The 23262-nt window shown below is 68.2% G+C and carries 21 protein-coding genes and 4 pseudogenes; 17 read left to right on the top strand and 8 right to left on the bottom strand.

Annotated elements, in window-relative coordinates; translation table 11 throughout:
- Positions 1-68 precede the first annotated feature (68 nt).
- Complete coding sequence (locus tag JIX56_RS00315) at positions 69-539, top strand: Lrp/AsnC family transcriptional regulator (protein ID WP_257536732.1); 471 nt, start codon at positions 69-71, stop codon at positions 537-539.
- Between the two features lie 87 nt (positions 540-626).
- Here JIX56_RS00315 and JIX56_RS00310 read toward each other — a convergent pair whose 3' ends face one another.
- Positions 627-1517: a LysR family transcriptional regulator gene (locus JIX56_RS00310; RefSeq protein ID WP_257536731.1), complete on the bottom strand. Its 891-nt coding sequence runs from the start codon at positions 1515-1517 to the stop codon at positions 627-629.
- 148 nt (positions 1518-1665) lie between these two features.
- On the opposite strand from JIX56_RS00310, the gene JIX56_RS00305 reads away from it, so the two are divergent.
- Positions 1666-2112: a nuclear transport factor 2 family protein gene (locus JIX56_RS00305; protein WP_257536730.1), complete on the top strand. Its 447-nt coding sequence runs from the start codon at positions 1666-1668 to the stop codon at positions 2110-2112.
- Positions 2113-2207: 95 nt separating this feature from the next.
- The gene (locus JIX56_RS00300) at positions 2208-3401 is read left to right on the top strand and encodes an NAD(P)/FAD-dependent oxidoreductase (RefSeq protein ID WP_257536729.1); all 1194 of its coding nucleotides are present in this window, start codon (positions 2208-2210) and stop codon (positions 3399-3401) included.
- Between the two features lie 211 nt (positions 3402-3612).
- Here the strand turns inward: JIX56_RS00300 and JIX56_RS00295 are convergent, their stop codons facing one another.
- Entirely contained in the window at positions 3613-3996 is a 384-nt protein-coding gene (locus JIX56_RS00295; protein WP_257536728.1) for a DoxX family protein, read from the bottom strand.
- 171 nt (positions 3997-4167) lie between these two features.
- Here JIX56_RS00295 and JIX56_RS00290 point away from each other — a divergent pair, with 171 nt between their 5' ends.
- The 6 genes and pseudogenes from JIX56_RS00290 to JIX56_RS00265 all read left to right on the top strand — a co-directional run.
- Positions 4168-4641, top strand: a complete 474-nt coding sequence (locus JIX56_RS00290) for a carboxymuconolactone decarboxylase family protein (RefSeq protein ID WP_257536727.1) — start codon at positions 4168-4170, stop codon at positions 4639-4641.
- 179 nt (positions 4642-4820) lie between these two features.
- Positions 4821-5741 (top strand): RNA polymerase sigma-70 factor, encoded by a 921-nt coding sequence (locus JIX56_RS00285; protein WP_257536726.1) that lies wholly within the window; start codon positions 4821-4823, stop codon positions 5739-5741.
- A 161-nt stretch (positions 5742-5902) separates the two neighbouring features.
- Complete coding sequence (locus tag JIX56_RS00280; protein WP_257536725.1) at positions 5903-6736, top strand: NAD(P)H-binding protein; 834 nt, start codon at positions 5903-5905, stop codon at positions 6734-6736.
- Positions 6733-7401, top strand: a complete 669-nt coding sequence (locus JIX56_RS00275) for an NAD(P)-dependent oxidoreductase (protein WP_257536724.1) — start codon at positions 6733-6735, stop codon at positions 7399-7401. The genes JIX56_RS00280 and JIX56_RS00275 overlap by 4 nt, the downstream gene beginning before the upstream one ends.
- 146 nt (positions 7402-7547) lie before the next feature.
- On the top strand, positions 7548-8054 hold the full coding sequence (locus JIX56_RS00270; protein ID WP_257536723.1) for an anthrone oxygenase family protein: 507 nt from the start codon (positions 7548-7550) through the stop codon (positions 8052-8054).
- 24 nt (positions 8055-8078) lie between these two features.
- A pseudogene (locus JIX56_RS00265) lies at positions 8079-8655 on the top strand (transposase); the annotation flags it as partial.
- A 124-nt stretch (positions 8656-8779) separates the two neighbouring features.
- Here the strand turns inward: JIX56_RS00265 and JIX56_RS00260 are convergent.
- Together JIX56_RS00260 and JIX56_RS00255 are read right to left on the bottom strand one after the other, a co-directional pair.
- Positions 8780-9067 (bottom strand): hypothetical protein, encoded by a 288-nt coding sequence (locus JIX56_RS00260; protein WP_257551536.1) that lies wholly within the window; start codon positions 9065-9067, stop codon positions 8780-8782.
- A gap of 741 nt (positions 9068-9808) precedes the next feature.
- Positions 9809-10414, bottom strand: coding sequence for an HNH endonuclease (locus tag JIX56_RS00255; protein WP_257536722.1), 606 nt, complete (start codon positions 10412-10414; stop codon positions 9809-9811).
- A gap of 449 nt (positions 10415-10863) precedes the next feature.
- Between JIX56_RS00255 and JIX56_RS00250 the strand changes: the two are divergent.
- Positions 10864-11671 (top strand): annotated as a pseudogene (locus JIX56_RS00250) (IS5 family transposase).
- 158 nt (positions 11672-11829) lie between these two features.
- Here the strand turns inward: JIX56_RS00250 and JIX56_RS00245 are convergent.
- A complete protein-coding gene (locus JIX56_RS00245; RefSeq protein ID WP_257550681.1) occupies positions 11830-12249 on the bottom strand; it encodes a winged helix-turn-helix transcriptional regulator in 420 nt (139 codons plus the stop codon).
- Positions 12250-12395: 146 nt separating this feature from the next.
- On the opposite strand from JIX56_RS00245, the gene JIX56_RS00240 reads away from it, so the two are divergent.
- Together JIX56_RS00240 and JIX56_RS00235 are read left to right on the top strand one after the other, a co-directional pair.
- Positions 12396-13295 (top strand): NADP-dependent oxidoreductase, encoded by a 900-nt coding sequence (locus JIX56_RS00240; protein ID WP_257550679.1) that lies wholly within the window; start codon positions 12396-12398, stop codon positions 13293-13295.
- A 107-nt stretch (positions 13296-13402) separates the two neighbouring features.
- Positions 13403-13723, top strand: a pseudogene (locus JIX56_RS00235) (MFS transporter); the annotation flags it as partial.
- Between the two features lie 316 nt (positions 13724-14039).
- On the opposite strand, the gene JIX56_RS00230 reads toward JIX56_RS00235, so the two are convergent.
- The gene (locus JIX56_RS00230) at positions 14040-14213 is read right to left on the bottom strand and encodes a hypothetical protein (RefSeq protein WP_257536721.1); all 174 of its coding nucleotides are present in this window, start codon (positions 14211-14213) and stop codon (positions 14040-14042) included.
- Between the two features lie 76 nt (positions 14214-14289).
- On the opposite strand from JIX56_RS00230, the pseudogene JIX56_RS47885 reads away from it, so the two are divergent.
- Positions 14290-14425: pseudogene (locus JIX56_RS47885) on the top strand (ATP-binding cassette domain-containing protein); the annotation flags it as partial.
- A 200-nt stretch (positions 14426-14625) separates the two neighbouring features.
- Here the strand turns inward: JIX56_RS47885 and JIX56_RS00220 are convergent.
- A complete protein-coding gene (locus JIX56_RS00220) occupies positions 14626-15201 on the bottom strand; it encodes a TetR/AcrR family transcriptional regulator (protein WP_257536720.1) in 576 nt (191 codons plus the stop codon).
- Positions 15202-15311: 110 nt separating this feature from the next.
- Here JIX56_RS00220 and JIX56_RS00215 point away from each other — a divergent pair, with 110 nt between their 5' ends.
- Positions 15312-16154, top strand: coding sequence for a fibronectin type III-like domain-contianing protein (locus tag JIX56_RS00215; protein WP_257536719.1), 843 nt, complete (start codon positions 15312-15314; stop codon positions 16152-16154).
- Positions 16155-16218: 64 nt separating this feature from the next.
- Positions 16219-18669, top strand: a complete 2451-nt coding sequence (locus JIX56_RS00210; RefSeq protein ID WP_257536718.1) for a glycoside hydrolase family 2 protein — start codon at positions 16219-16221, stop codon at positions 18667-18669.
- Between the two features lie 183 nt (positions 18670-18852).
- Here the strand turns inward: JIX56_RS00210 and JIX56_RS00205 are convergent, their stop codons facing one another.
- The gene (locus tag JIX56_RS00205; protein WP_257536717.1) at positions 18853-19308 is read right to left on the bottom strand and encodes a hypothetical protein; all 456 of its coding nucleotides are present in this window, start codon (positions 19306-19308) and stop codon (positions 18853-18855) included.
- A 402-nt stretch (positions 19309-19710) separates the two neighbouring features.
- Between JIX56_RS00205 and JIX56_RS00200 the strand changes: the two genes are divergently transcribed.
- Both JIX56_RS00200 and JIX56_RS00195 read left to right on the top strand, forming a co-directional pair.
- Positions 19711-22374: an alpha-L-rhamnosidase gene (locus tag JIX56_RS00200; RefSeq protein WP_257536716.1), complete on the top strand. Its 2664-nt coding sequence runs from the start codon at positions 19711-19713 to the stop codon at positions 22372-22374.
- 2 nt (positions 22375-22376) lie between these two features.
- A complete protein-coding gene (locus tag JIX56_RS00195; RefSeq protein ID WP_257536715.1) occupies positions 22377-23033 on the top strand; it encodes a TetR/AcrR family transcriptional regulator in 657 nt (218 codons plus the stop codon).
- The last annotated feature ends 229 nt before the right edge of the window (positions 23034-23262 follow it).

Raw genomic sequence — 23262 nt, 5'->3', positions numbered from 1 at the left:
GGTCGCCAGAAGGGATTCTCGCCTGTTCAGAGGCGGTTCGGCCGTGGATCCGCCGGTAGAATGGGCGTATGACCGAGAGTCTCGACGTGACGGACTGGGCGATCCTGGCAGAAGTCCAACGGGACGGCCGGATCCCGTTCACCGAGCTGGCGCGGCGGGTGAACCTGAGCGCGTCGGCGACCAAGGAGCGGGTGCGTCGGCTCGAGGAGGCCGGGGTGATCACTGGGTACCGGGCGGAGGTGAACCCGGAGCGGACCGGTTACCCGGTGATGGCGGTGGTCCGGCTCAAGTACCCGGGGCCGGGAACCCGGCACCAGCCGCTGCGCCGGCTGCTGGAGGAGCGCTCGGAGATCCTGGAGTGCCTTCGCACCACCGGAGACGACTGCTACGTCATGAAGGTGGTGGCCACGTCGATGGCCCACCTGGAGGAGATCGTTGACGAGCTGGCCGAGTTCGGGAGCACCACCACCAACCTCGTCCTCAGCCGGACGCTCCCGTTGCGCGGTCCGGGGGTGCTTCGGGTGAACACCGTCAGGTAGGCGCTGACGTTGCGCAGACGCCACTCCATCGCTGGGGCCCGGCCTGGCGTCCAGCAGCGGCAACCATCAACTGCCCGTCATCCGCTGTCACATGGAGATGGGACCGAGGTCGGCGGCGGTCTGGGCCAGTGCGCGGAGGGTGGGGCCGTCGGCGGTGGATCGCCACGTGAGGGCCCAGTGCATGGTGGGGGCGTCGTGAACGGGGAGGAAGACGATGCCGGGGGGACGGTTGTAGCGGGCGGCGATCTCGCCCAGCGGGTGGACGCACTGTCCGGAGGCGACCAGGGAGAGAACCTCGTGGAAAGTCCGCGCGGCGGGCCCGCGCGGGATACGGCGGCCGAGCGGCGTACGCGTGGGGACCATGGCCGTGACCCAGTACTCGGGGGCGCCGGGGCCGAGGTCGACGACATGGTTGTCGCCGAGGTCTTCCAGCGACGCGGTGCCGCGCTCGGCCAGCGGATGGTCTGCCGCCACGGCGAGCACGCGGCCTCCGGTCAGCACGGTCGGACCGACCGTGAGGTCCGGTTCGGCCACCGGAAGCCACAGCACGTGCGCGTCGTGCTCTCCGGTGCGCAGCGCGCCGAACGGATCGCTGCCGTTGATCTCGCCGAACTGGACATCGCTGCCGGGGTGGCGGGAGCGGAAGGCCTCGATGAGGGGGCGCAGTTCGTGGCCGGCATGGCCGAACACACCCAGGCGCAGGGTCTGCCCCGTCGCCGCGCCGGCCGCTTCGGCGCGGGCGAGCCCCTCCCGGAGGAGGTCGACGGCTTGCTGGAGGTCCTCGCGCAGACGCCGGCCGACCGGGGTCAGGGCGACGCGTCGGCTTGAGCGGTCGAACAGGACGACGCCGAGGCGCCGTTCCTGCTTGGCGATGGCCTGGCTGACGCGGGCCTGGGACACATGAAGCCGCTCCGCGGTGCGGCCGAAGTGCAGTTCCTCGGCCAGGGTCAGGAAGATCTCGATGTCACGCAGCTCCATGCACAACCCCCACCCATGCATAACCGCCACATTATGAATAGCCCAAGGAACCTTACATTGTTCCGCCGGCCGCCCGCGCCGATGCTGGATCCATCACCACCAGCCAGGCGGCACGCGCCTGACGCACACATGGATGGGGAGGGAACCGATGGGCGACATGCGGGCCATCGCCGATCGCGTCGAGATAGAGGCGCTGCGAGCGGAGCTCACGGACGCGGTGATGATGCGTGACTTCGACCGCGCCGTCTCGCTGTTCACGCCCGAGGGCGCCATGCGCTGGCCGCACATCGACAAGGAGTTCGTCGGCCGCGAGGAGATCCGCGCGGGGATCGAGTGGGGCCAGTCGCTCTGGGAGTTCTTCGTGCAGAACGTCCACCCGGGCGTCATCCGGCTGGACGGCGACACCGCGGCCGGCCGGGCGCACATCCAGGAGTTCGGACGGATGCGCGACGGCAGCTCGCACCTGAACTACGCCTTGTACCACGACCGTTACGAGCGCACCGCCGACGGCTGGAAGTTCAGCGAACGCGTCTACGAGGTCCGGTACCTGGACTCCACCCCGCTCCGCGGCTCGGCGCCGCAGCGCCTCAGCTGATCCGTCCCACACGCCGTGACGGCGTGCCAAGTCGACATCTTGCGCGCCAAGTCGACATCTGGCGTGCGCATCCCTGAAAGCGGAGGAGATAAACCATGGCTGAGAACATCGAGGTCGTCGTGATCGGCGGCGGTTACGCCGGGGTCATGGCGGCCAACCGGCTGACGCAGCGCGACGACGTGACCGTGACGCTGATCAACGCCCGCCCGGACTTCGTCGAGCGCATCCGACTGCACCAGCTGGCGGGCGGGACGCACAAGGCCGTCAACGACTACCGGAAGGTCCTGGGCGAGCGCGTCCGGCTGGTGGTCGACACCGTGACCCAGATCGACGCGACGGGGCGCCGGGTGGAGCTGGCGAGCGGCGGCACGGTCGGCTACGACTACCTGCTCTACGCGGTGGGCAGCGGCAGCGCCGACCCGGGCGTGCCCGGAGCGGCCGAGTTCGCCCACCCGATCGCCACGTTCGAGGAGGCGCTGCGGCTGCGGTCGGTCCTCGACGCCGCTCCCGCCACGGCCCCTGTGACGGTGGTCGGAGCCGGTCCGACCGGCATCGAGACCGCGGCCGAACTGGCGGAGGCGGGCCGCACCGTGACCCTGGTCTGCGGCGGGCTGCTCGGGCCCTACCTGCACCCGAACGGCCGCCGCTCGGTCGCCGAGCGGCTGGCCGGCCTCGGTGTGACCGTGCTGCAGGGCCCCGACACGAAGGTCACGGAGGTGACCGGCGACACCGTGCGGCTCGGCGACGGCCGTGAGCTGTCGAGCGAGGTCACCATCTGGACCGCCGGGTTCGGCGTGCCGGACCTGGCCGCCCGCAGCGGGCTCAGCACCGACACCCTGGGCCGCCTGCTCACCGACGAGACCCTGACGAGCATCGACGACGAGCGGATCGTCGCCGCCGGGGACTCGGCGGCACCGTCGGACATGCCGTTCCGGATGAGCTGCCAGGCCGCCGGCCCACTGGGCGCACACGCCGCCGACACGGTGCTCAGCCGCATCGCGAGCAAGCGGCCCGCACCGATCGACCTGGGGTTCGCAGGCCAGTGCATCAGCCTGGGGCGCCGCGCGGGCATTTTCCAGTTCGCCCACAAGGACGACACCGCCAAGCGGCTCCACCTAGGCGGCCGGACAGGCGCCAAGGTGAAGGAGTTCGTGTGCAAGCACACCATCAAGCAGCTGGTGAACGAGGCACGCAAGCCCGGCTCCCACACCTGGGCCAAGGGCGAGCAGGGCCGCCGACTGCTGCGGGCCCAGCGCCGCGAGACGACGGCCACCGCCGAACAGTCCTGAACCACGCACCGGCAGCCGACGTGGGTCCCGGCACTCGGCTGTGTTCTTTGTGCGGCGCGGCGCAAGTTCAATAGCGACGAAGCTGTTGTAGTAGGCGGGTGTTCATTGCTGAAGAGAGTGACGCCGTAGCCAACTCCGTTGGCTGGTAGGTGTATCGGTACGACCTGGAGTGTGCCCGGCACTTCGGCGCTCGACTGATATGCGCCGGTGGTCAGCCGGTGAAGGACTCGGGGCCGAAACGGCCCCATGCGATGAAGGCGGCAAGGGCGAGGTAGATCAGGTCGCCGGCGATCGTGGCCTTCTCGCCACGGCGCAGACGCATGGTGACCGCGCAGGCGAACAGCAGAACGAGTCCGGTGGCGGCCAGCGGCACCAGCACCGGCGCGATGTCGAGCACCGCGGGCAGAATCAGGCCGACCGCAGCCAGCAGCTCGACGGCGCCGATGGCCTTGAGAGTCCCGGGGCTGAACTCCAGGACCCACTGCGCAGAGGAGCCCATCGCGGCCAGGTTCTCCTGCGGCACGAACATCTTGGAGCTGCCCACCAGGCAGACAGCGGCGAGCACCCCAGCGATGATCCACAGCGCGACGTTCATCATCAACTCCCTGATCGAGGACTTCCGTACCCGAGACGAGGCAGCGACTCGGCCTGTGACATGCCCGAACCCAGACAGTGGAGAGACGTGGGTCACACCGCGTCGTGTCACAGGCGTGAGGGCCGCCTCGTCTCGGGGGTGAAGGCATCGACGAACGTGGAGGAGCACACGATGGACGCGCGATTGAACTACTTCGCCAACCCGACCGCCGGCAAGGCGCTCAAGTACTTCATGTCGGCTGGCCGGGAGCTGAAGGAATTGCCGCTGTCGGCCACGACGCAGGAGTTGGTGGCGCTGCGCGTGAGCCAGATCAACGGCTGCGCGGTCTGCATCGACATGCACACCAAGGAAGCCGCCGCGGCCGGCGAGAGCCCGGTGCGGCTGAACTTGATCGGGGCTTGGCGGGAAGCAACGGTCTTCACCGAGGCTGAACGCGCCGCGCTCGCATTGGCGGAGCAGGGAACCCGGGTCGCGGACGCGGCCACCGGGGTCAGTGACGAGGTGTGGGCGCGTGCCGCCCAGCACTATGACGAGGAGCAGCTCACGGCCCTCGTGCTGCTGGTCTCGTTCATGAACACGGTGAACCGGCTGAACATCATCACCCAGCAGCCGGCCGGCGATTACCAGGTCGGCCAGTTCCACTGAACCGCCACCGCACCCCTGGCCCGGGTCAGGCCTGCCGGGGCCGGGACGCCATGCTCAAGGCCATCAGGTCGTCCGCGGGCGCGGGCGTTGTCCGCTCCGCTCACACATCGGATGATCTTCGAAAGATGCCTCGTCGGCGCGGGTCCGGCCGGGCACTCAGACCGCAAGGGGGAGTCGGCGTGAGCAAGGTCGAGGAGTTCGAGGAGCTGCGGCCGCTGCTGTTCTCAATCGCGTACCGGATCCTGGGCAGCGTGGGCGAGGCGGAGGACGCGGTGCAGGAAACCTGGCTCCGCTACGACGCCTCGACCACCCGGCCCGTGTCGGCCAAGGCGTTCTTGTCAGCCACGGTGACCCGGATTGCCATCGACGTGCTGCGCTCCGCCCGGGTGCGGCGGGAGGAGTACGTCGGACCGTGGTTGCCCGAGCCGCTGCTGGACGATCCGTACGAGGACCCGGCCCACGCGGCGGAGCTGGCCGACTCGGTGTCGATGGCGGCGCTGCTGCTCCTGGAGCGGCTCAGTCCGCTGGAGCGGTCGGTGTTCGTGCTGCGGGAGGTCTTCGCCTTCGGCTTCGACGAGATCGCCGCCGCGGTGGGGCGCTCAGAGGCCGCGTGCCGACAGCTGCTCGTACGGGCACGCCGCCACATGCACGAGGGACGGCCCCGGTTCGAAGCGGACCGCCAGGAGCGGCAGGAGCTGGCGAGGCGGTTCTTCGAGGCACTGACGCAGGGAGACGTGGACGGACTGCAGAATCTGCTGTCCGCCGACGTCCAGCTCATCGGGGACGGCGGTGGCAAGGCACCGCAGCTGGCCAGGGCCGTCACCGGCGCCGAGAACGTGGCCAGGCTGCTCGCCACCGTCTACCCGCTCATGGCCCGGATCGACATCACATTCGAACCTCACGAGGTCAACGGCCAGCCGGGCGCGCTCTTCCGCGACCGCGACGGCAAAATCCTCCACATCCTCGCCCTCGACACACTCGACGGGCAGATCCAGACCATCCGCGCAGTCATCAACCCCGACAAGCTCAGCCACCTCGGCCCGGTCGCCGACGCCTGGGCCGTCGACCAGGAAGTGAAGCAGACCCGTAAAACCCAGTGATCTCTCCCCCCGACCAGCCTGACAGGGCAGGAACGGGAGGTTTCAGTGCCGCATGCCGATGATCCTGGCGCACGGCTCGCCCGTGACGTCTTCCCGCGATCCGAACCGCGATCATCCACCGCGCAAGATCGACTATCGACACACCTACTGGGGGTTCAGTCATGATCCTGATTACCGGGGCCACCGGCGTCGTCGGCCGGGAAACCGTCCGCCTCCTGGTCGAGGGGGGAGCGGAAGTCGCCGCTGTCACCCGCGACCCGCACGCCGAATTCCCCGCGGGGACACAGCTCGTCCACCCCGCGAAGGTTCCCACCCTCGACGGCGTGGAGGCCATCCTGCTCAGCCCGCGTGCCGCCGGATCCACCGCTGTCGACCTGTTGGCCCGCGCCCGCGAGACGGGCGCGGCAAGAGTGGTCGTCCTGTCCGCCGTGACCGTGCAGTACCCGGCCGGGCACGCACGCTTCCGGAAGCAGTTCCACGCGGTCGAGGACGTCGCCAAGGGAAGCGGCCTGGACTGGACGATCCTGCGCTGCGCCGATTTCGCCGCCAACACCCGGGCCTGGGCCGGCCAGATCCGGGCGACCGGGACCGTGCGAGGGGCATACCCGCACGCGAGGACCTCGACCGTCGACGAGCGTGACATCGCCGCGGTGGCCGCCCTCGCCCTGACCCACCCGCAGCACCGCGGTCAGACGTACCTGCTCACCGGAGAGCAGTCGCTGAGCCAGCCGGAGAAGGTCGCCGCGCTCGGCGCGGCGCTCGACCGGACACTGTCGTTCGTCGAGGCCGCACCGGACGAGATCCGCCGCGGCATGCTCGCCGCCGGCCTGCCCGAGGAGGTACCCGACCGGCTGCTCGGCTCGCTGGCCGACTACGCCCGCGAAGCCGGGCCCACCACCGACACCGTGCGGCGGCTGCTGGGCCGCCCGGCACGCACGTACGCCACCTGGGCGCAAGACCACCGTGCCGCCTTCACCGCGGGAGGACCCCGATGAAACTCACGATCGTGGCCGCCACCGGCGGTATCGGACGGCACCTGGTCGAGCAGGCGGTAGCCGGCGGGCACGACGTGACCGCCGTGGCCCGCCGCCCACGTGAGCTGCCGGGCGGCGTCCGGGCGGTCGCCGTCGACCTCACCCGACCCGACATGCGGACGCTCGCCGCGGCGGTACGCGGCGCCGACGCCGTACTGTCCGCGCTCGGCCCGCGAAACCCACGCGCGGACGCGGGCATCACCTCGCGTGGCACCCGCGCGATCGTCGCGGCGATGCATGCCGAGCACGTCCGGCGGATCATCATCGTCAGCGCCGCACCCGTCGGACCGGTGCCGGTGCCTGGCCGGTCGACGCCACCCAGGCACGATCCCGGCGACGGCTTCTTCATGCGCTACCTGGGCGGCCCGTTGACCCGGGCCATGTTCGGCCGGCACTACGCCGACCTCGCCGTCACCGAGCAGACCCTGCGCGACAGCGGACTGCAATGGACGGTGTCGCGCCCGCCCAAGCTCACCGACAAGCCCCTGACCGGCACGTACCGGACCGCGTGGAACCGCAACATCCGGGGCGGGTTCTCCGTGCCACGCGCCGACGTCGCCCACCACATGCTCGCCATGGTGAACCAGCCGGACACCATCGAGCAGGTCGTCGGAATCGCGAACTGACGAATACCAGCCACGCACACGACCCGGGCTGCGGGTGAGAAGGCGAGCGACGATCCGCGACGGTAGCCAACAAGGTGGTGAAAATGCCTCGGCCGTCCCGCCCGTCACTTCGCCGTCCGGGTCACCCCTCACGAAAGAACGTGATCATGACGAAGTACGCCCGTTTCGTCAGCCTCGTGTTCGCGGGGCTGTTCGCCGGATTCCTCACGTCGGTCCTTGTCCTGGAACTCTCGCTGCGCAGCTTCGACAGCACCATCTACACCCAGGTCCGCCTGGTCGAACTCGACGCCCTCGACAAACTCGCCGTCGCCACACTCCTGCCGGCGCTGATCGCCACCGCGGTACTGGCTTACCAGACCTACCGAACAGACACCCGCTGGCTGACCGTGGCCGCGCTCGTGCTCCTGGTCTTCGTTCTCGGCCTCACGCTCATCGTCAACCTGCCCATCAACTCCGACCAGCTCCACTGGAACGCCCAGTCCCCGCCCTCCGACTGGACCGACGTCCGGGACCGCTGGCAGATCGCCCACGCCGTCCGGACGACGGCCGCGGTCCTCGCCTTCGCGGTCCTCGTCCTTGCGGCGCCGTCGCCTCGTACACGTCGTTCAAGCCCGCCGAACACCTCGACGCGGACGGATCGGCTGCGCACATGAGGTGAGGAAGCCCAACGTCATTGTGTGAAGACAGAGTTGGACTCCCTTGCGACCGCACTCCATGTGAAGACAGAGGATCTGCCAAGGGACTCGCCGCATCTCGCTCCGTGGCGGCCGACGGTGGAGATCACCCCGCCGCTGAGCGACGCCGAGCTGGTCACGCTCGCGACGATGCAGGCCATGCGCGGTCTCACCTCCGAGGCCAGGTGGCTCCGCCACCCCCGCTCCCACCTGCGGCATCTCTTCCCGTACCTGCCCCAACGGCCCCGGCTACAACAAGCGGCTGCGCAAGGCCGCCGAGCTGTTGCATCGGTCACCCCGGCTACTGGCCACCGACACCTCCGTGTGGAGCGACGACGTGTGGATCGTGGACTCCACGCCGGTGGAGTGCGGACGCTCCCTTGAGGCCGTGAAACGCTCCGACCCGGCCGGATGGGCCGAGTACGGGTACTGCGCCAGTCACAGCCGCTTCTTCTGGGGCCTGCGCCTGCACCTGGTGTGCACCCTCCGGGGCCTGCCCGTCGCTTTCGCCCTGACCGGGGCCAAGGCTGACGAGCGCGAGACCCTGCTGAACCTGCTCGCCGCCGAACCGGGCCTGGTCATGACGGGCATCCTCATTGGTGGCCACCCCTTCTTGCTATGGCGGGACCTCACCTTCGGGGAAAGGCACTGGGGCCCACTGAGGGTTCGTTCGGACCTCCGAGGCGGAGAGGCGATCGTGGTGGTCAGTTGCGCTGGGGACGGGTGGTCGGGATGCCGAGGGCGACGGGTGACCGATGTGCGAGTCGAGCGGCGTCGGCTTGTTTGGTGCGGACGAAGGTCAGGGTCATGTCGATGCCGTCGATCTCGCCGAGCCACTGCTCTTCCTCGGCTCTCTTGCGGCGGAGGATCAAGTCCTTCTCGATTTCGGCGAGTCGGGGCAGCATCAGCGACTCCTCGTACGGCGTGAGTCGGCCGAACACCGAGGTGAGTACGGCGGCCTGGGTCGGGATGCCCAGGGTGAGTACTCCCACCAACTGGCCGGCCGGGGGCGCGGCGGTGTCGATGAGGCCGTAGGCGAAGCGGACGGCCGGGTTTATCTGCAGCTGTCAAGCATGAGCACTGGTCAAGGACACGGAGCCCTGAAGTCATGTAAGGCACGATGCTGTCGTTGGTGAGCCTCCAGCCACCCGGCCCAATTCGTCGAGGAGGGGCTGTGGAGCAGAGTGGAAGCCAAGCGACGTCACTTGCCGAAGAGAGAGCCGAGATGTTCAATCGCCCGCCGGGTGAGCCGACGGCCGTCCATCCTTGGGGCATGACGCAGTTCCCCGCTTCCCCGGCACCACACAGCACGCAACGGATCACGAGACTCACGCGGCGCGATATTCTCGACTACCTGAGCGGTGAGGGTGGCCCCTGGTGGGGACGGTTCGACGAGATCGACTTCCTTGGTTCCCTGTACGACCCGACAATCGTCCGGCCAGAGTGCGGTGTAGTCGATCGACCGAAGGGGATGGAAGCGGCCGGTGCCCGTTCCGCCACCGATCAACCGCAGCAACAACCTTGTGGGTCAATGAACTCCCGAGATCATGGCGTCTCGTTCACACCGTAGTTGAGGTACCAGGCGCTGTCGGCGAGCCCGTAACGCAGGGCGGTGTCCCAGGCGTTGGGCCCGTGTGTGCTGGCGTGCTGGTCAGCGTCCTCTCGCAGGTGCGCGGCCAGCGCTGGTGGGCCGCCGTCGCGCCATATCTTCTGGTGGATCCACTGGCTGCTGGTCAGCGGCGATATGGAGAACTCGGCATATATCGCTGCGCTAGGGCGAAGACGCGGAAATGGTGTGCGACGCGCTGGCTGAGCTCAGCGTCCCATCCTGGCAGCGGCTGAATGCGGAACTGCACGGGCCAGCCCGGGACGTCAGCGATGAGATAGCGTCCCGCTGCACCCGGGCGGTCATAGTACAGGTGGAGGGTGCGCTGGCTCGGGGTGGTGCCGATCCGGTCCCCTTTGGCCTGGTTGCACTTGCCGCAGGCTGGCACCAGATTAGCGGGGCAGATGGTGTAGAGCGGGAGCGAGTCTTTGGGCAGGTGGTGGTCCAGCGAGCCGATTTCGGTGTTGCCGCACAGGAGACAACGACCGAACGGTGCTCGAGCCTTGAGCTCGTCATACTTGATCCGTCCGTTTTTCCGACCGACCAGCCCGGCACTGTACAGGCTCCGTAGCTGCTCACCATCGGGATCGGGGCTGTGCTTCTCTGCGGCCTGTGCTGCTAGGGCGAGAGCGTAGAGGCCGTTGTGTTCGGCAGCATCTGTGTACGCCTTCTCCGCAGCAGACAGATCTGACTCCCTGACCAGCAGCCTCTTCTTCAGGTCGAGGTCCTGCATGCCGGTGCAGCTAGGGGGTGTTTTGAAAGCCCCGCACAGCACCCGCGGCGCCCGGCACGCACCCTCGCCGCACCGGCCAAAGACCCAAGTAGCTCCTCCCCCACTCTCGGCTTCGCTCGAGCGGGGGGACCCCCATCGAGGGCCTTCGTCCGGCACGCCGAGGGCACGCACCGAACACCGCGGGCACCGCACTGGACTTTCAAAACACCCCCTAGCCGTCAGCGTGTCCTTGACATGCATGTCGGGGGGATCGAGCGAAATCATGTGGACGCCGCACCCCGGTTGAGGGTTAGGACACGTAGCAGGCCCCGGGCCTCGCTGCCCAGGGAGTCGAAGTCGTCGAGGATTTCCTGATAACTGCGGCCATCGGCCACCTGCTTCGCTAGGCCGTTTCTGATGGCTCTTGGTCGGCTGGATGGATCTCGTGGTTGGCCGGGCAGGACGCTCGTATGGTGCGGCGACACGAACTCACGGACGCGCAGTGGCAGAAGATCGAACCCCTCCTGCCCGGCAACGGAAAGCCGGGCGGGCAGTGGGCGGATCACCGCAGGGTGGGTGATCAACGGGGTACTGTTCCGGGCCCGGCCCGGGGTGCCCTGGCCTGACCTGCCCGAACGGTACGGTCCCTGGCAGACCGTCTACGAACGTCACCGTCGCTGGTCGGCCGACGGCACCTGGCAGGCCATCCTTCAGGAGTTACAGATCGAGGCCGATGCCGGTGACCCGGACAGGGCACTTGCTCGCCAGGCGGACCGGCAGGAGTGGGCCGTCAACATCGACTCCACCTCCTGCCGGGCGCATCAGCACGCGGCCGGAGCACCACGCAAGCCCACGGCCGACTACCCGCAAAAGGGGGGTCAGCGAGGTGACAGCCCGATGTTCGCTCCGGTGCTGGACGGTTTACGCATCCGGCGCCGCGGCACGGGCCGCCCGCGCAGTCAGCCGGACCGGGTGCGCGGCGACAAGGCGTACTCCAGCCGCGAGAACCGTGCCTACCTGCGACGACGCGGGATCAAGGCCACCATCGCGCAGCCCGACGATCAGCGGGCTCATCGCAAGCGCCGGGGACGAGCCGGAGGCCGGCCCCCGGCCTTCGACAAGTCCCAGTACCGCCGTCGCAACGCAGTCGAGCGGTGCGTGAACAAGTGGAAGCAGTTCCGCGCTGTGGCCATCCGGTACGACTGTGAGGATGTTGGGGTGCCGCCTCGGGCGGTGGTCTGGCCCGCGATACGACTGGCCCTGGTGCCTTGCGTTTGATCTGCCGACTGCTGTCTGAGGCGGTGCGTGCTGCCGCCGAAACGGGGGGCGTGTCCCGATAGGGGCATCAAGCGCGACTACATCTTCAACGGCACCTTGACCATCACCGCAATCGTCATCTGGCTCCGCGACACTGTCCAAGAGCCATCAGAAACGGCCTAGTGGTCGGCGCGGCCTTCGTCCGAGCTCAAGTCGTACTGCTCCCGCGCCTCGTGCACCTCATCGATGTGCGACTCCGCCCAGGCTGCCACGGCGAGGAGCAGCAGGCACAGGCTGTGGCCGAGAGGCGTGAGCTCGTAGTCGACCCGGACAGGGACGGACGGGGTGACCGTACGCGTCACCAGACCGTCCCGCTCCAGTGAACGCAGCGTCTGCGTCAGCATCTTGGGGCTGACGCCCGCGATCCGGCGCCCGAGGTCGCTGTAGCGCATCGACCCGCCGGCGAGCGCGCCGACGACGAGACTGACCCACTTGTCGCTGATGCGGTTGAGCAGCTGGTTGGTCGGACACCCGTTCATGAACACGTCGTAGTCCGCCCGCGCCTGCTCGCGCCGTTGCGCCGCCGTCATGGTCGCGATGGTTCACCTCCAGGTGACGTACGCACCTTCAGGTGCCTACTTACGAATGCATAGTAGCTCTTCCTAGGGTTGTGACCACGGGAGCCAATACCTCGCAAAAGCTCCCGTTCTCTGGTCAACTACTCTTTTGGAGACACGACATGAGCATGCGCACCGCAGTGGTGACGACCTTCGGCGGACCCGAGGCCGTGGAGATCATTGAGACCGAGATCCCGGAACCGGCCACCGGCCAGATACGGATCAAGGTGGCGGCCGCGGCCCTCAACCCCGTGGATGCGGGCGCTCGTTCAGGCGCCTACGGCGAAGCGGGCGGACGATTCGCCCTCGGCTGGGACGTGGCAGGAACGGTCGACGCGGCAGGCCAGGACGCTCACTGGAAGGCCGGCGACGAGGTGGTGGCCCTGGCGCCCGGCCTGTTCAAGCCCCTCGGCACGGGCACCCACGCGGAGTACCTGATCGTCGACGCCGACGCGGCGGCCAGGGCCCCCAAGAGCTGGGACACCACCCTCGCCGCCACCCTTCCCCTCAACGCCCGCACCGCCGCCCAGTGCCTCGACCTCCTCGACCTCAGCCCCGGCCAGAGCCTCCTGGTGACCGGCGCGGCGGGCGCGGTCGGCGCCTACGCCGTCCAGCTCGCCGTCCACCAGCGCATCGAGGTCACGGCCCTGGCCCGCGAGACTGACGAGGAGTACGTACGCTCCCTGGGCGCCGCCCACTTCACCTCGACCACCGCCGGACCGGCAAGCGTGGACGCGGTCCTGGACACGGCCATCCTCGGCGACACGGCCCTGTCCTGGGTCCGCGACGGCGGCGCCTTCGTAGGCTTGCGCTTCGGCGCCGAACCGGCGCCCACGCGCGGCATCCGCCCCACTTCCGTCGGCGTCATCGCCACCGACGGCCCTCGCCTCGCGGCCCTGGTCGCCCTCGCGGACAAGGGCGTCCTGACGTCCCGCGTCGCCCAGACCTACCCCCTCGCCGAGGCCGCGAAGGCCCACGCCCACCTGGCGGAGGGCGGGGTACGGGGACGACTGGTACTGGTTCCCTGAGGGCACCTATAACCCCACAAGGGTGAACCCTGTTTCTTCGACTTCGCCCTGACCGGCGACGCGGCGGAGGGACTGAGTGTTCGAGTGGACGGCCAGTGGGGGCGGCGCTGTCCGGATTCGCCTTGTACGCCGTCGTCATCGGCCTCGTCCCACTGCTGACCGCACGCGGCGCGGACGTGACGACGGCCGTCTGGGCACTAGGACTTGAGGGCGCCGGCCAGATCCTCGGCCGCACCCTCTCTACGCGACCCTCATCCGCCGCACGGGCGTCACGACCCGCACCGTGGCCCTGATCGCCACCGGAGGAATCACCACACTGGCACTCGGCCTCACCTCTGGCCCGATCCCGCTTCTGATCCTGCTCGCCGTACTGGCCGGAGTCGTCCGCGGAAACCTTCACTCTCCTCCAGGCCACCGCCATCACCGACTGTGCGACATCCCGTGAGTTCCCCTGAGCCCCGCTGAGTCCCCGTGCCCGTGGCCAGGGGGTTGTTCCCCCTTCGGGTGGCCTGCGGTCGCGTGACGTAACTTCGGGATTCTTGAAGCGTTTTCACCGTGTCCGACCAATCCGCAGTCGGGCCGAAGGCGAGGACCCGAGCCACGACGATCCCGCACGCTTCCCCGGCTCCAGAGCGGCAGCTCGGTCCCGTTCGCAGCTCATGGCCTCCCGGATTCCGCGAACCCGCGCGCTTTGGGGAGGTCGACGCCGTCGCTGGAGCGCGTGGGGGTGAGGACATCACCGGATCAGTCATCCTGGTCGGACTCCGCCTCCTGGCGGTCGATGCCGGTGGTACGGAACCGGCTGCGGTAGCCGCGCGGTGAGACGCCGAGGTTGCGGCGGAGGATCCGTCTCATCGTCTCCGGGGAGCCGAAGCCGGCACGCCGTGCCATGGACTCCTGGCTTTCGTCACCGGTCAAAAGGAGGACCTTGGCCGCCTCCAGCCGGGTCTGCTGAACTGCTCGACAACTCGGCCTCGCCGGATGAGTCCACTCCTACCCCGCGCAGCTGTCAGGGGAGAGCAGCAACGAGTCGCCATCGCCCGGGCACTCGCCATGACCCCGAGATCATCCTCTTCGACGAACCCACCAGAGCACTCGACCCCGAACGGGTCGGCGAGGTTCTGGATATCACCAGACCCTCGCGTCCGGGCCACGCGAGGCGATATTCAACGCACCGTTGCTCGACCGGACATGACCCTTCGTCGAAGCCCTCGCCAACCGCTGGCCGACGGGCACGAACCGCCCGCGACAAGCGAGTCGGCCGACCCGCGCCCGGTCCGGCGAACCCCCTTTCTGGCATTCTCCGGCCGGCATGCGTAGAAGCGCGGGTTCAGATGGTGAAGAACCGGTCGGCGAAGAGCTCCCACTGGGCGAGGAAGTCGATGTCCGAGTCGCGCAGCCAGTGGAGCTGCAGGCCGTCAAGGAAGGAGAGCAGTTCCACCGCGGCCAGGTCTGGACGGGGGTGCCAGGCCAGGAGGTAGTGCTCGAACATGGCGCGGCCGTCGCTCAGGCGCGTCTGGAAGTAGGTGTGGGCGGGGTGGTCGGGGTTGAGGGCCTCGGCGGCCAGCACGGCGTACAGCTGCAGGATCGAACGCTGGGTGAGGTTGCGCTGGACGACGTCGGTCATGAGGGCGCGTGCGGCGGCCGGGTCCGGGGCGGATTCCAGCGTGCCGACGACGCTGGCGAGGTCGAGTTCGTCGCGGCGTTCGAGGACCGCGACGAGCAGGGCGTCCTTGGAGGGGAAGTGGTGGAGCATTCCGGCCTTGGTCATGCCGCACGCAGTAGCGAACGCCTCCAGCGGAACGCCTTTGAAGCCGGAGGAGGCGATGAGTTCGGTGGCCGCCTTCAGGATCTCCTCGCGGCGTTCGGCGAGCGGCAGCCGACGGCGGCCGGTGGCTGAGGACATGCGCACGCGGCTCCTTCCGTACGGGGATTGACGTCGGGCATGCTACCGACCTAGCTTATCTACGGTTTGGTAGATAAAGCACCGTGGCCTGCTCACAGAAGGGTCGTGCGATGGCGACGACCGCAGACTCCACCGCCTTCTCGACCGCCGTGGCCGCCGTACGCGTCGGCACCTCCCCGGACGAGGCGGCCGAGGAACTGCTGGAACGGCTCAGCCTGGAAGAACGCCTGGGGCTGCTCGATGGCGACCTGCCGTTCTGGCAGGGCCTGGCCGAGATGATGGCGGAGGGATACAACCGCACGCCCGTCCCGATGGGCCGGATCGAGAGACTCGGCATCCCGGGCCTGCTGTTCTCCGACGGCCCGCGCGGGGTGGTCGTGGGCGCCTCGACCGCCTTCCCCGTCTCCATGGCGCGCGGCGCCACCTGGGACGTGGAACTCAAGGAGCGCGTCGGCGTCGCGATCGGCCTGGAGGTGCGGGCCCAGGGCGGCAACTTCTTCGGCGGTGTGTGCATCAACCTGCCCCGCCATCCAGCCTGGGGGCGGTCGCACCGCGACGGCCACCCGGCCGCCTTCCCTCTCGGTTACGGGCTCTCCGACACCACCTTCACGCTCACCGAACTAGCCGTCGGCGCCCCTGACGGCGGCGCGTTCACTGCCACCGTGACCGTGACCAACACCGGCTCGCGCGCGGGCCGCCACGTCGTCCAGTTCTACGGACTCCCCATCGGCGCGGGCGAGGACTTCCCCACTCGGGTGCTGCTCGGTTTCGCAGCCGTCGATCTCGCGGCCGGCGCGTCGGCATCGATCAGCGTCGCCGCCTCGCCCCGGCCCCTGCAGCGCTGGATGTCCGACGGCTTCGTTCCCGCGTCTCCCACAGCCGTGATCGAGGCAGCCTCCTACGCCGGGGACCCCGGCGCCATCACCGCTGCAAGCGAGCTCGAACTCACCTGACCTTCCCATCAGATCCGCCCGACGGCCCGGACGGCCCGTAGCAACGCGAAGAGGAAGAGAGCCCATGCTCCGTATCAGCTTCAATGACGGCTGGCAGATCCGGCCCAAGGTCAACCCGTTCGCCGAGATGGCTGGCGGGGCCATCACCCCCTACCGGAACGTCACGCTGCCGCACGATGCGCTGATCGAGCAGGACCGGGTAGTTCCGGACGGCGAAGGCGCGATCGAGGACGGGGTCCGTGCCCACTTCCCCGGCGGTGCCTTCGAATATCGCAAGACCTTCTTCGTCCCGCAGGAGCATCAGGGCAAGCGGGTCTTCCTGGAGTTCGAAGGCGTTTACCGCGACGCGACCGTGTACGTCAACGGGGACTACGCCGGGCAGCGCCCCTACGGCTACTCCCGCTTCCGCGTCGACGCCGGCCGCTTCCTACGCTTCGGGCAGGACAACGAGGTCCGTGTCGAAGCCCGCGTCCACCAGGACTCCCGCTGGTACTCGGGCGCGGGGATCTACCGGGACACCTGGATGCTCGTCGGTGATCTGGTGCGGGTCACCCCGGACGGCCTGTGCGTGACCACCCCCGACATCGACCGGGATCGAGCAGTGGTGCAGGTGGCGACCACGCTCGAGAACGACACGATCGCGATCCGCACCCTCGACCTGGTGACCGAGATCCGCGACGCCGCCGGGGCCGTCGTCGCCACCGACACGGCAAAGGTCACGGTGCTGCCCGGTGAGCCCGCGACCGCTCGGCAGCATCTCTATGTCTTCGATCCCTCGCTGTGGAGCCCCGAATCACCCTCCCTGTATTCCTGCGAGGTCCGGCTCCACGACGAGAACGGCACGGTGGACACCGAGTCTTCTGTCTTCGGCATTCGCTCCCTGCAACTCGACCCCCGATCCGGACTGCGCATCAACGGCGAAACCGTCAAGCTGCGCGGCGCATGCCTCCACCACGACAACGGGGTGCTGGGCGCGGCGACCTACGCCCGCGCCGAAGAGCGGCGAGTCGAGATCCTCAAAGAGTCCGGGTTCAACGCCCTTCGCATGGCGCACCACCCGATGAGCCGCGCGATGCTGGAGGCATGTGATCGCCTGGGCATGCTGGTGATGGACGAAGCGTTCGACGTGTGGACCTCGGCCAAGAGCGACTTCGACTACAGTCTCAGCTTCCCCGAATGGTGGGAACGCGACATCGAGTCCATGATCGCCAAGGATTTCAACCACCCCAGCGTCGTCCTCTACTCGATCGGCAACGAGATTCCCGAGACCGGCTCGCCCACCGGGGCAGCCCTGGGACGCACGCTCGCCGAGAAGATCCGCTCCCTGGACGGTACCCGCTACGTCACCAACGGGATCAACAACATGCTGGCCGTGCAGTCGGACCTGGCGCAGATGAGCGAGCAGGCGCAGCAGGCGGAGGGAGAGAGCACGGGGATCAACACCTTCATGGCCAACGCCTTGGACATGATGAACGTCATCGGTGCCTCGGAGGTGGTGACCGAACGGACCGCCGAGTCCTACGGCGTGCTGGATATCGCGGGCATGAACTACTCCGACGCCCGCTACGCCCTGGACCGCGAACTGTTCCCGAACCGGATCATCGTGGGGACCGAGACCTTCCCGACCCACATCGACACCAACTGGAAGCTGGTGAAGCAGTACGGCCACGTCATCGGCGACTTCACCTGGACCGGCTGGGAGTACCTGGGCGAGGCCGGCCTCGGCCGCCCCCAGTACCTCACCTCCGAACCCCCTTCCGGCCTCCTCGCGCCCTATCCGTACCTCCTGGCCGGGTGCGGCGACATCGACATCACCGGCCACCGCCGGCCCGCCTCCTACTACCGGGAGATCGTCTTCGGCCTGCGCACCCAGCCCTACATCGCCGTCCAGCGGCCCGAGCACCACGGCAAGACCTGGGCCGGATCCCCCTGGGCCTGGAGCGACACCATCTCCAGCTGGACCTGGCCGGGGTTTACGGGCAAGCCGGTCAAGGTCGAGGTCTACAGCGCCGCCGACGAGGTGGAACTCCTGGTCAACGGCCGCTCCCTAGGCCGCGAACCGGCCGGTGAACAACACCGGTTCCGCGCCGAGTTCGACACCGTCTATGAACCCGGCGAGCTGGTGGCCATCGCCTACCAGGACGGCGCCGAGACCGGCCGCCACCTCCTGCGCTCGGCCACCGGCTCCGTACGACTGCGCGCCGAAGCCGACCGCCCCACCATCACCGCCGCAAACGGCGACCTCGCCTACGTCACCCTCACCCTGACCGACACCGACGGCACCCTCCACACCGCGGCCGACCGCACCGTGAGCCTAGAGATCTCCGGAAGCGGCGCCCTTGCAGGCTTCGGCAGCGCCGCCCCCTCCACCGAGGAGCGCTTCGACACCACCGCACATCACACCTACGAAGGCCGCGCCCTGGCCGTTCTCCGCCCCACCGGCACTGGGAAAATCCGCCTCCACGCCTCCGCGCCTGAGTGTGAGCCGGTCGAAATCTTGATCATCGTGGCATAGGTCCCTGACGGCCTCGTCCCCCAGACCGCGCCCAGCAGGTCGCGGTGAGTTTGTCCGGAGCGACCGGCTTGTTCCAGGCTGCAAAGGAACAGACCAGTGACCCTTTCCGCGAAACCTGACAACCCCTCGAGCGAACCGTTCCGGGTTCCGTAGAGATTTCGGAGTGCCCCGAGTCGGGGCGGTTCAGTCCGGATCAGCTGTGCGAACACCCTCGGCCAGGTCGAACAAGCCCGCGTTCTCGACCAGAACACTCCGCTTGACCAGGCGTTTCAACCGCGCCCGCAGCGTCTCGACCCGACGGTGATCCACCACCAGGCCCACCGCCTCGCACAGCTCCTTGGCCCGCATCCCCTGCCCGGCCCTGGTCAGCGCCTCGACCACAGCCTGGTCGTCCACGCTCAGCACGCCGACGACCTCACCGACCACGCCTTCCGCTGACTCCAGCGGTCCGGCACCGTTCTGCTCGGACCGCAGCAACATCACGTGCTCACGCGTGGTCGTCCAGCCCGCCAGGGACCCTTCCTCCGCCGCGAGCTCGGCCGTGATCCGCTCCAGCTCCGCCCGCAGGCCCTCCACCCGAGCCCGCGCCGCGGACTCCTTGGCCTGCACCTGTCTCATCAGCTCGTCTATGCCGGGCACGGTAGGAGAGGACCACGATCAACCGCAGGCGAACCCGGAGGGATCGTCCCTCAAATCAGGCCGCACCCTTCACGGTTTTGTGGACTTGCGGGTGGTGGCGGATCAACTGCGGTGCCAGGTCGAGGTCGGCCAGGCCCTGGACGAGACCTCTTGTGGAGGCGTGGGCGCTACGATACTGTCATTTACACGTCGTAAACCCTTCCTGGTGTGACGTAAACCAGTGCTTGCGGCATGTAAATGACTGCTACGGGACGTATGAATCCCATTGCGGAACGTAAGAACCCTCGGTGGAGAGACGTACATGAGCCAGTGGTCGTCGAAGCGACGGTCGGCCGACCTCGGCCGTTCGCGAATGCCTGATCAGGCCGCAACTGCCAGCCTTTCAACGAAGGAATCCATTCGATGTCGTCTATCGCACCCTTCATCAATCTGCGCACGTCGGGCCTTGGTCACCAACTGCTCGCCGACCCTGTCCCTGAGCTGTCCTGGGAGTTCGCGACCGGCGCGGAAGCCCCGGACCGGGGCGTCGTGGAGGTCTATCAGGCGGGGGCGAGCGTGCCGATATGGCAGGGCACCTGGCGGCTGGGGGCGCTGCCCACCGTCCGGTACGAGGGGCCGCCGCTGGAAAGGTCCGCTGCGTACACGTGGCGAGTCGGGGCGACTGTTCGTGACACCCAGGTCTGGAGCGAGGCCGCGAGCTTCGAAACCCATCCGGGTCCGCTGCACGAGCTCGCCGAGTGGATCGGACTGCGGGTGACCGAGCCCGCGGACGCGCCGACACCGGTGCAGTACCTGCGTCGTACGTTCGACCTCGAGGCCGCGCCTGTCCGCGCACGCCTCTATGCCAGTGCCCGCGGTTGGTACGGCGTGGCCGTCAACGGAGGCGACGTGACGGGAGTGCGCATCACCCCGCGCTTCACCGCGTACGACCAGCGGTTCGAGTACGAGGGATACGACGTCACCGATGAGCTGGTAGCTGGTTCCAACACGATCGGGATCGAACTCGCGGAAGGCCGCTATCGCGGCCGGAACAGCGCCTTTGGGCAGCGGAATACGTACGGGGAGCAGCTCGCCGCGATCGCGTATCTGCTGATGGAATTCGAGTCCGGGCGCCGCGAGATCATCACGACGGATGCGGCTTGGGAGGGTGGATATGGTCCACGCCGGTTCGCTGACCCGATGGAAGGGGCGACCATCGATGCCCGGATCCCCGGGGCGCAATTCACTACCGGGGCCTCGCTGACAGACGCTCGACCGGTCGTGGTGTTCCCCCATGGGACCGAGCGGGTGGATGCGGCGCGGAGCGAGCCAGTCGTCGTGGCCGACGTGCTCGAGCCGGCTCGGGTGACCACGATCGACGACCGGACTGTGGTCGACTTCGGGCAGAACCTCGTCGGTGTTGTCCGACTGACCGTCGCCGGGCCCGCCGGGGCAACGCTGGCGGTACATCACAGTGAGCTGGTCGACAAGGCCGGGCGAGTCCGGACGGACTACCTGCTGGGAGACGGAGTGCTTCCTCCCAGCGTGCCGGCCATCGACCGGTATGTCCTGGCTGGGGGAGGCAGTGAGATCTTTGAGCCGCGATACACGATGCGTGGCTTCCGGTACATCGAGATCGAAGGCGCCTCGCGGGTCGAACTCGAGCGCATCGAGGCCCTGGTTCTCCAGGCAGACCTCCGGTATGACGGGGAGTTCAGCAGTTCCGATTCCGGACTGAATCAGCTGCACGACAACATCGTGTGGAGCATGCGGGGAAACTTCACCGATGTCCCCACCGACTGCCCCACTCGGGAACGGTCCGGCTGGACCGGCGACGCGCAGGTGTTCGCTCCGGCCGCAACTCATCTCGCCGACGTCAGCCTCTTCCTTCGGGACTGGCTGCGTGACGTGGTGCTGCAGCAGGGCGAGGACGGAGCCCTCCGCGACGTCGTTCCGCGCGATTCGAGCCCGGGGCCGGAACTCTCGCAGCTTGCCGAGCTGATGGACGGCAAGGGTTCCGCGGGCTGGGCGGACGCGATCACGATGGTGCCGTGGACCCTGTACCAGCGCTACGGATCCACTGAGGTGCTCGCGGAGAACTGGGACGCGATGGTCGCATGGGTGCAGTTCTGCCTCCGCCGGGCCGCGGACCGCCACCCCTCCCGGACCGGCGACCCGTTGCCCCATGAGCGGTACGTCGTCGACACCGGCTTCCACTGGGGCGAATGGCTGGAACCCGGCAATGAGTTCGATGGCCCTGAAGCCTTGCAGATGATCCTCAACCTGGCCAACAATCCCGATGCCGAGGTTGCCACGGCGTACTTCGCGCACTCGGCCAGGCTCGTAGCCGAAGCGGCAGCCGTTCTCGGCAAGACCCAGAGCGCACAGGAGTACGCCGAGCTGCACGAGCAGATCCGGGCCGCGTATCAGGCCGAGTTCCTCGATGCCGACGGGATGCCGAGGACAGTGACGCAGGCGAAACTGGTCCGGCCTCTCACATTCGGTCTGATTCCGGAACACGCCAGGCAGCGCGTCGCGGACCGGCTCGCCGACCTTGTCGTGGCCAACGGCACACGACTTGCGACCGGATTTCTGTCCACCGGGTATCTCCTGCCCGCCCTCTCGGCAGGGGGACACGACGACCTTGCGCTCGACCTGCTGCTGCAGGAGGAGCAGCCGTCCTGGCTCGGTCAGGTCGCGCAGGGCGCCACGACCATGCTCGAATCCTGGAACGGGGCGGGCTCCCAGAACCACTACGCACTCGGGGCGGTGGCCCGGTGGATGTACGAGAACCTGGCCGGCCTGCGAGCAGCCGCTCCCGGGTGGCAGCAGATCGAGATCCGCCCGGTGCTCACGCACCGTCTCGAGCACGTCCAGGGGCAGACCATGACACCGTTCGGGCCCGTGTCCAGCGCATGGCGGCGCAGCGAATCGGGCTGGGACCTGGAGGTAACCGTCCCGGCAGGTGCCGAAGCCCGCATTCGTCTCGACGGTGCCAACATGCTCGAGGACGGGACGCGGATCGCGGTGCTTCCCAGCGGGACCTCGACCTGGCGAGTGCGGTCGGCCCCGGCCGATACACTCTGACGATGTCGGCAACACCACTGGTCAACGAGTCGTGGGAACGGTTCCGCGATACCCAGCGAGCCGGGATCGTCGCGGCGATCATCGAGCTCGTCAATGAACAGGACAGCGTCATCACGATCGCGCAGATCGCCGACCGTGCCGGCGTGAGCCGACCCACGTTCTACAAGTACTTCCCGACCCTCGGTGCGGCGATGCTTCACGTGCATCGCCAGGTCATCGACACCATCGCGGAGCACGGCAGGCAAAGCCCCGCCGAAGAGGATCTCGACGGGCGGACACAGGTTCTCCAGCGGATGGCCACCTTCGCCTCTCTTGCCAGTGTCCGGCCGGACCTCATCCGGTTCAGCAGCTACTTCGACTACACCTTCCGCCGCCATGGGCTGACCGACGACGAACTTCGTGCCCTCCACGAGCGGGAGGCCTTCCTCATGGAGATCGCCCGGGAGTCGTTCAGGAAAGGTCAGCAGGACGGCTCGATCCGTCCCGAACTGGATATCCCCCAGACGGTCGAGGTCATCGGTGAGAGCATCCTGGGTCTTGCGCAACGAGCCCTGGTGACCGCCGATGGTCCATCGGCCCGCGAAATAGACATCGAGCAGCACTTGGCCATGGCGCTCGATGCTTGGCGCGCCTACCTGACACCACAGAACGGAACCTGAGCGAGCGGTGACGGGCGGGGTCTTCCCCGTGCAAAGGAACAGACCAGTGACCCTTTCCGCGAAACCAGACAACCCCTCGAGCGACCATGAACCGAGTCGGGAGCCGGCCCGGCTCGGCAGGGTCGGACCGCTGCTGTTCCTATGATCCGGGAACGCTGCGCGTCCCGCTCCGCGGGTGTCTCTGTCCGATTCACGTACCCGCCCCGGCGGGCTGATAAGAGGAGGATTC

The organism is Streptomyces sp. CA-210063 (assembly GCF_024612015.1).
In the GTDB taxonomy this organism is placed as follows: domain Bacteria; phylum Actinomycetota; class Actinomycetes; order Streptomycetales; family Streptomycetaceae; genus Streptomyces.
This window is presented reverse-complemented; position numbering and strand designations above follow the sequence as displayed.

Coding starts and splice junctions, on each gene's coding strand:
- JIX56_RS00215 (WP_257536719.1), top strand. CDS start 15,312: ATGGCGACGACCGCAGACTCCACCGCCTTCTCGACCGCCGTGGCCGCC.
- JIX56_RS00310 (WP_257536731.1), bottom strand. CDS start 1,517: ATGGAGCTGCGTGACATCGAGATCTTCCTGACCCTGGCCGAGGAACTG.
- JIX56_RS00220 (WP_257536720.1), bottom strand. CDS start 15,201: ATGTCCTCAGCCACCGGCCGCCGTCGGCTGCCGCTCGCCGAACGCCGC.
- JIX56_RS00270 (WP_257536723.1), top strand. CDS start 7,548: ATGACGAAGTACGCCCGTTTCGTCAGCCTCGTGTTCGCGGGGCTGTTC.
- JIX56_RS00305 (WP_257536730.1), top strand. CDS start 1,666: ATGGGCGACATGCGGGCCATCGCCGATCGCGTCGAGATAGAGGCGCTG.
- JIX56_RS00275 (WP_257536724.1), top strand. CDS start 6,733: ATGAAACTCACGATCGTGGCCGCCACCGGCGGTATCGGACGGCACCTG.
- JIX56_RS00280 (WP_257536725.1), top strand. CDS start 5,903: ATGATCCTGATTACCGGGGCCACCGGCGTCGTCGGCCGGGAAACCGTC.
- JIX56_RS00210 (WP_257536718.1), top strand. CDS start 16,219: ATGCTCCGTATCAGCTTCAATGACGGCTGGCAGATCCGGCCCAAGGTC.
- JIX56_RS00295 (WP_257536728.1), bottom strand. CDS start 3,996: ATGAACGTCGCGCTGTGGATCATCGCTGGGGTGCTCGCCGCTGTCTGC.
- JIX56_RS00290 (WP_257536727.1), top strand. CDS start 4,168: ATGGACGCGCGATTGAACTACTTCGCCAACCCGACCGCCGGCAAGGCG.
- JIX56_RS00200 (WP_257536716.1), top strand. CDS start 19,711: ATGTCGTCTATCGCACCCTTCATCAATCTGCGCACGTCGGGCCTTGGT.
- JIX56_RS00300 (WP_257536729.1), top strand. CDS start 2,208: ATGGCTGAGAACATCGAGGTCGTCGTGATCGGCGGCGGTTACGCCGGG.
- JIX56_RS00195 (WP_257536715.1), top strand. CDS start 22,377: ATGTCGGCAACACCACTGGTCAACGAGTCGTGGGAACGGTTCCGCGAT.
- JIX56_RS00315 (WP_257536732.1), top strand. CDS start 69: ATGACCGAGAGTCTCGACGTGACGGACTGGGCGATCCTGGCAGAAGTC.
- JIX56_RS00255 (WP_257536722.1), bottom strand. CDS start 10,414: ATGCAGGACCTCGACCTGAAGAAGAGGCTGCTGGTCAGGGAGTCAGAT.
- JIX56_RS00240 (WP_257550679.1), top strand. CDS start 12,396: ATGCGCACCGCAGTGGTGACGACCTTCGGCGGACCCGAGGCCGTGGAG.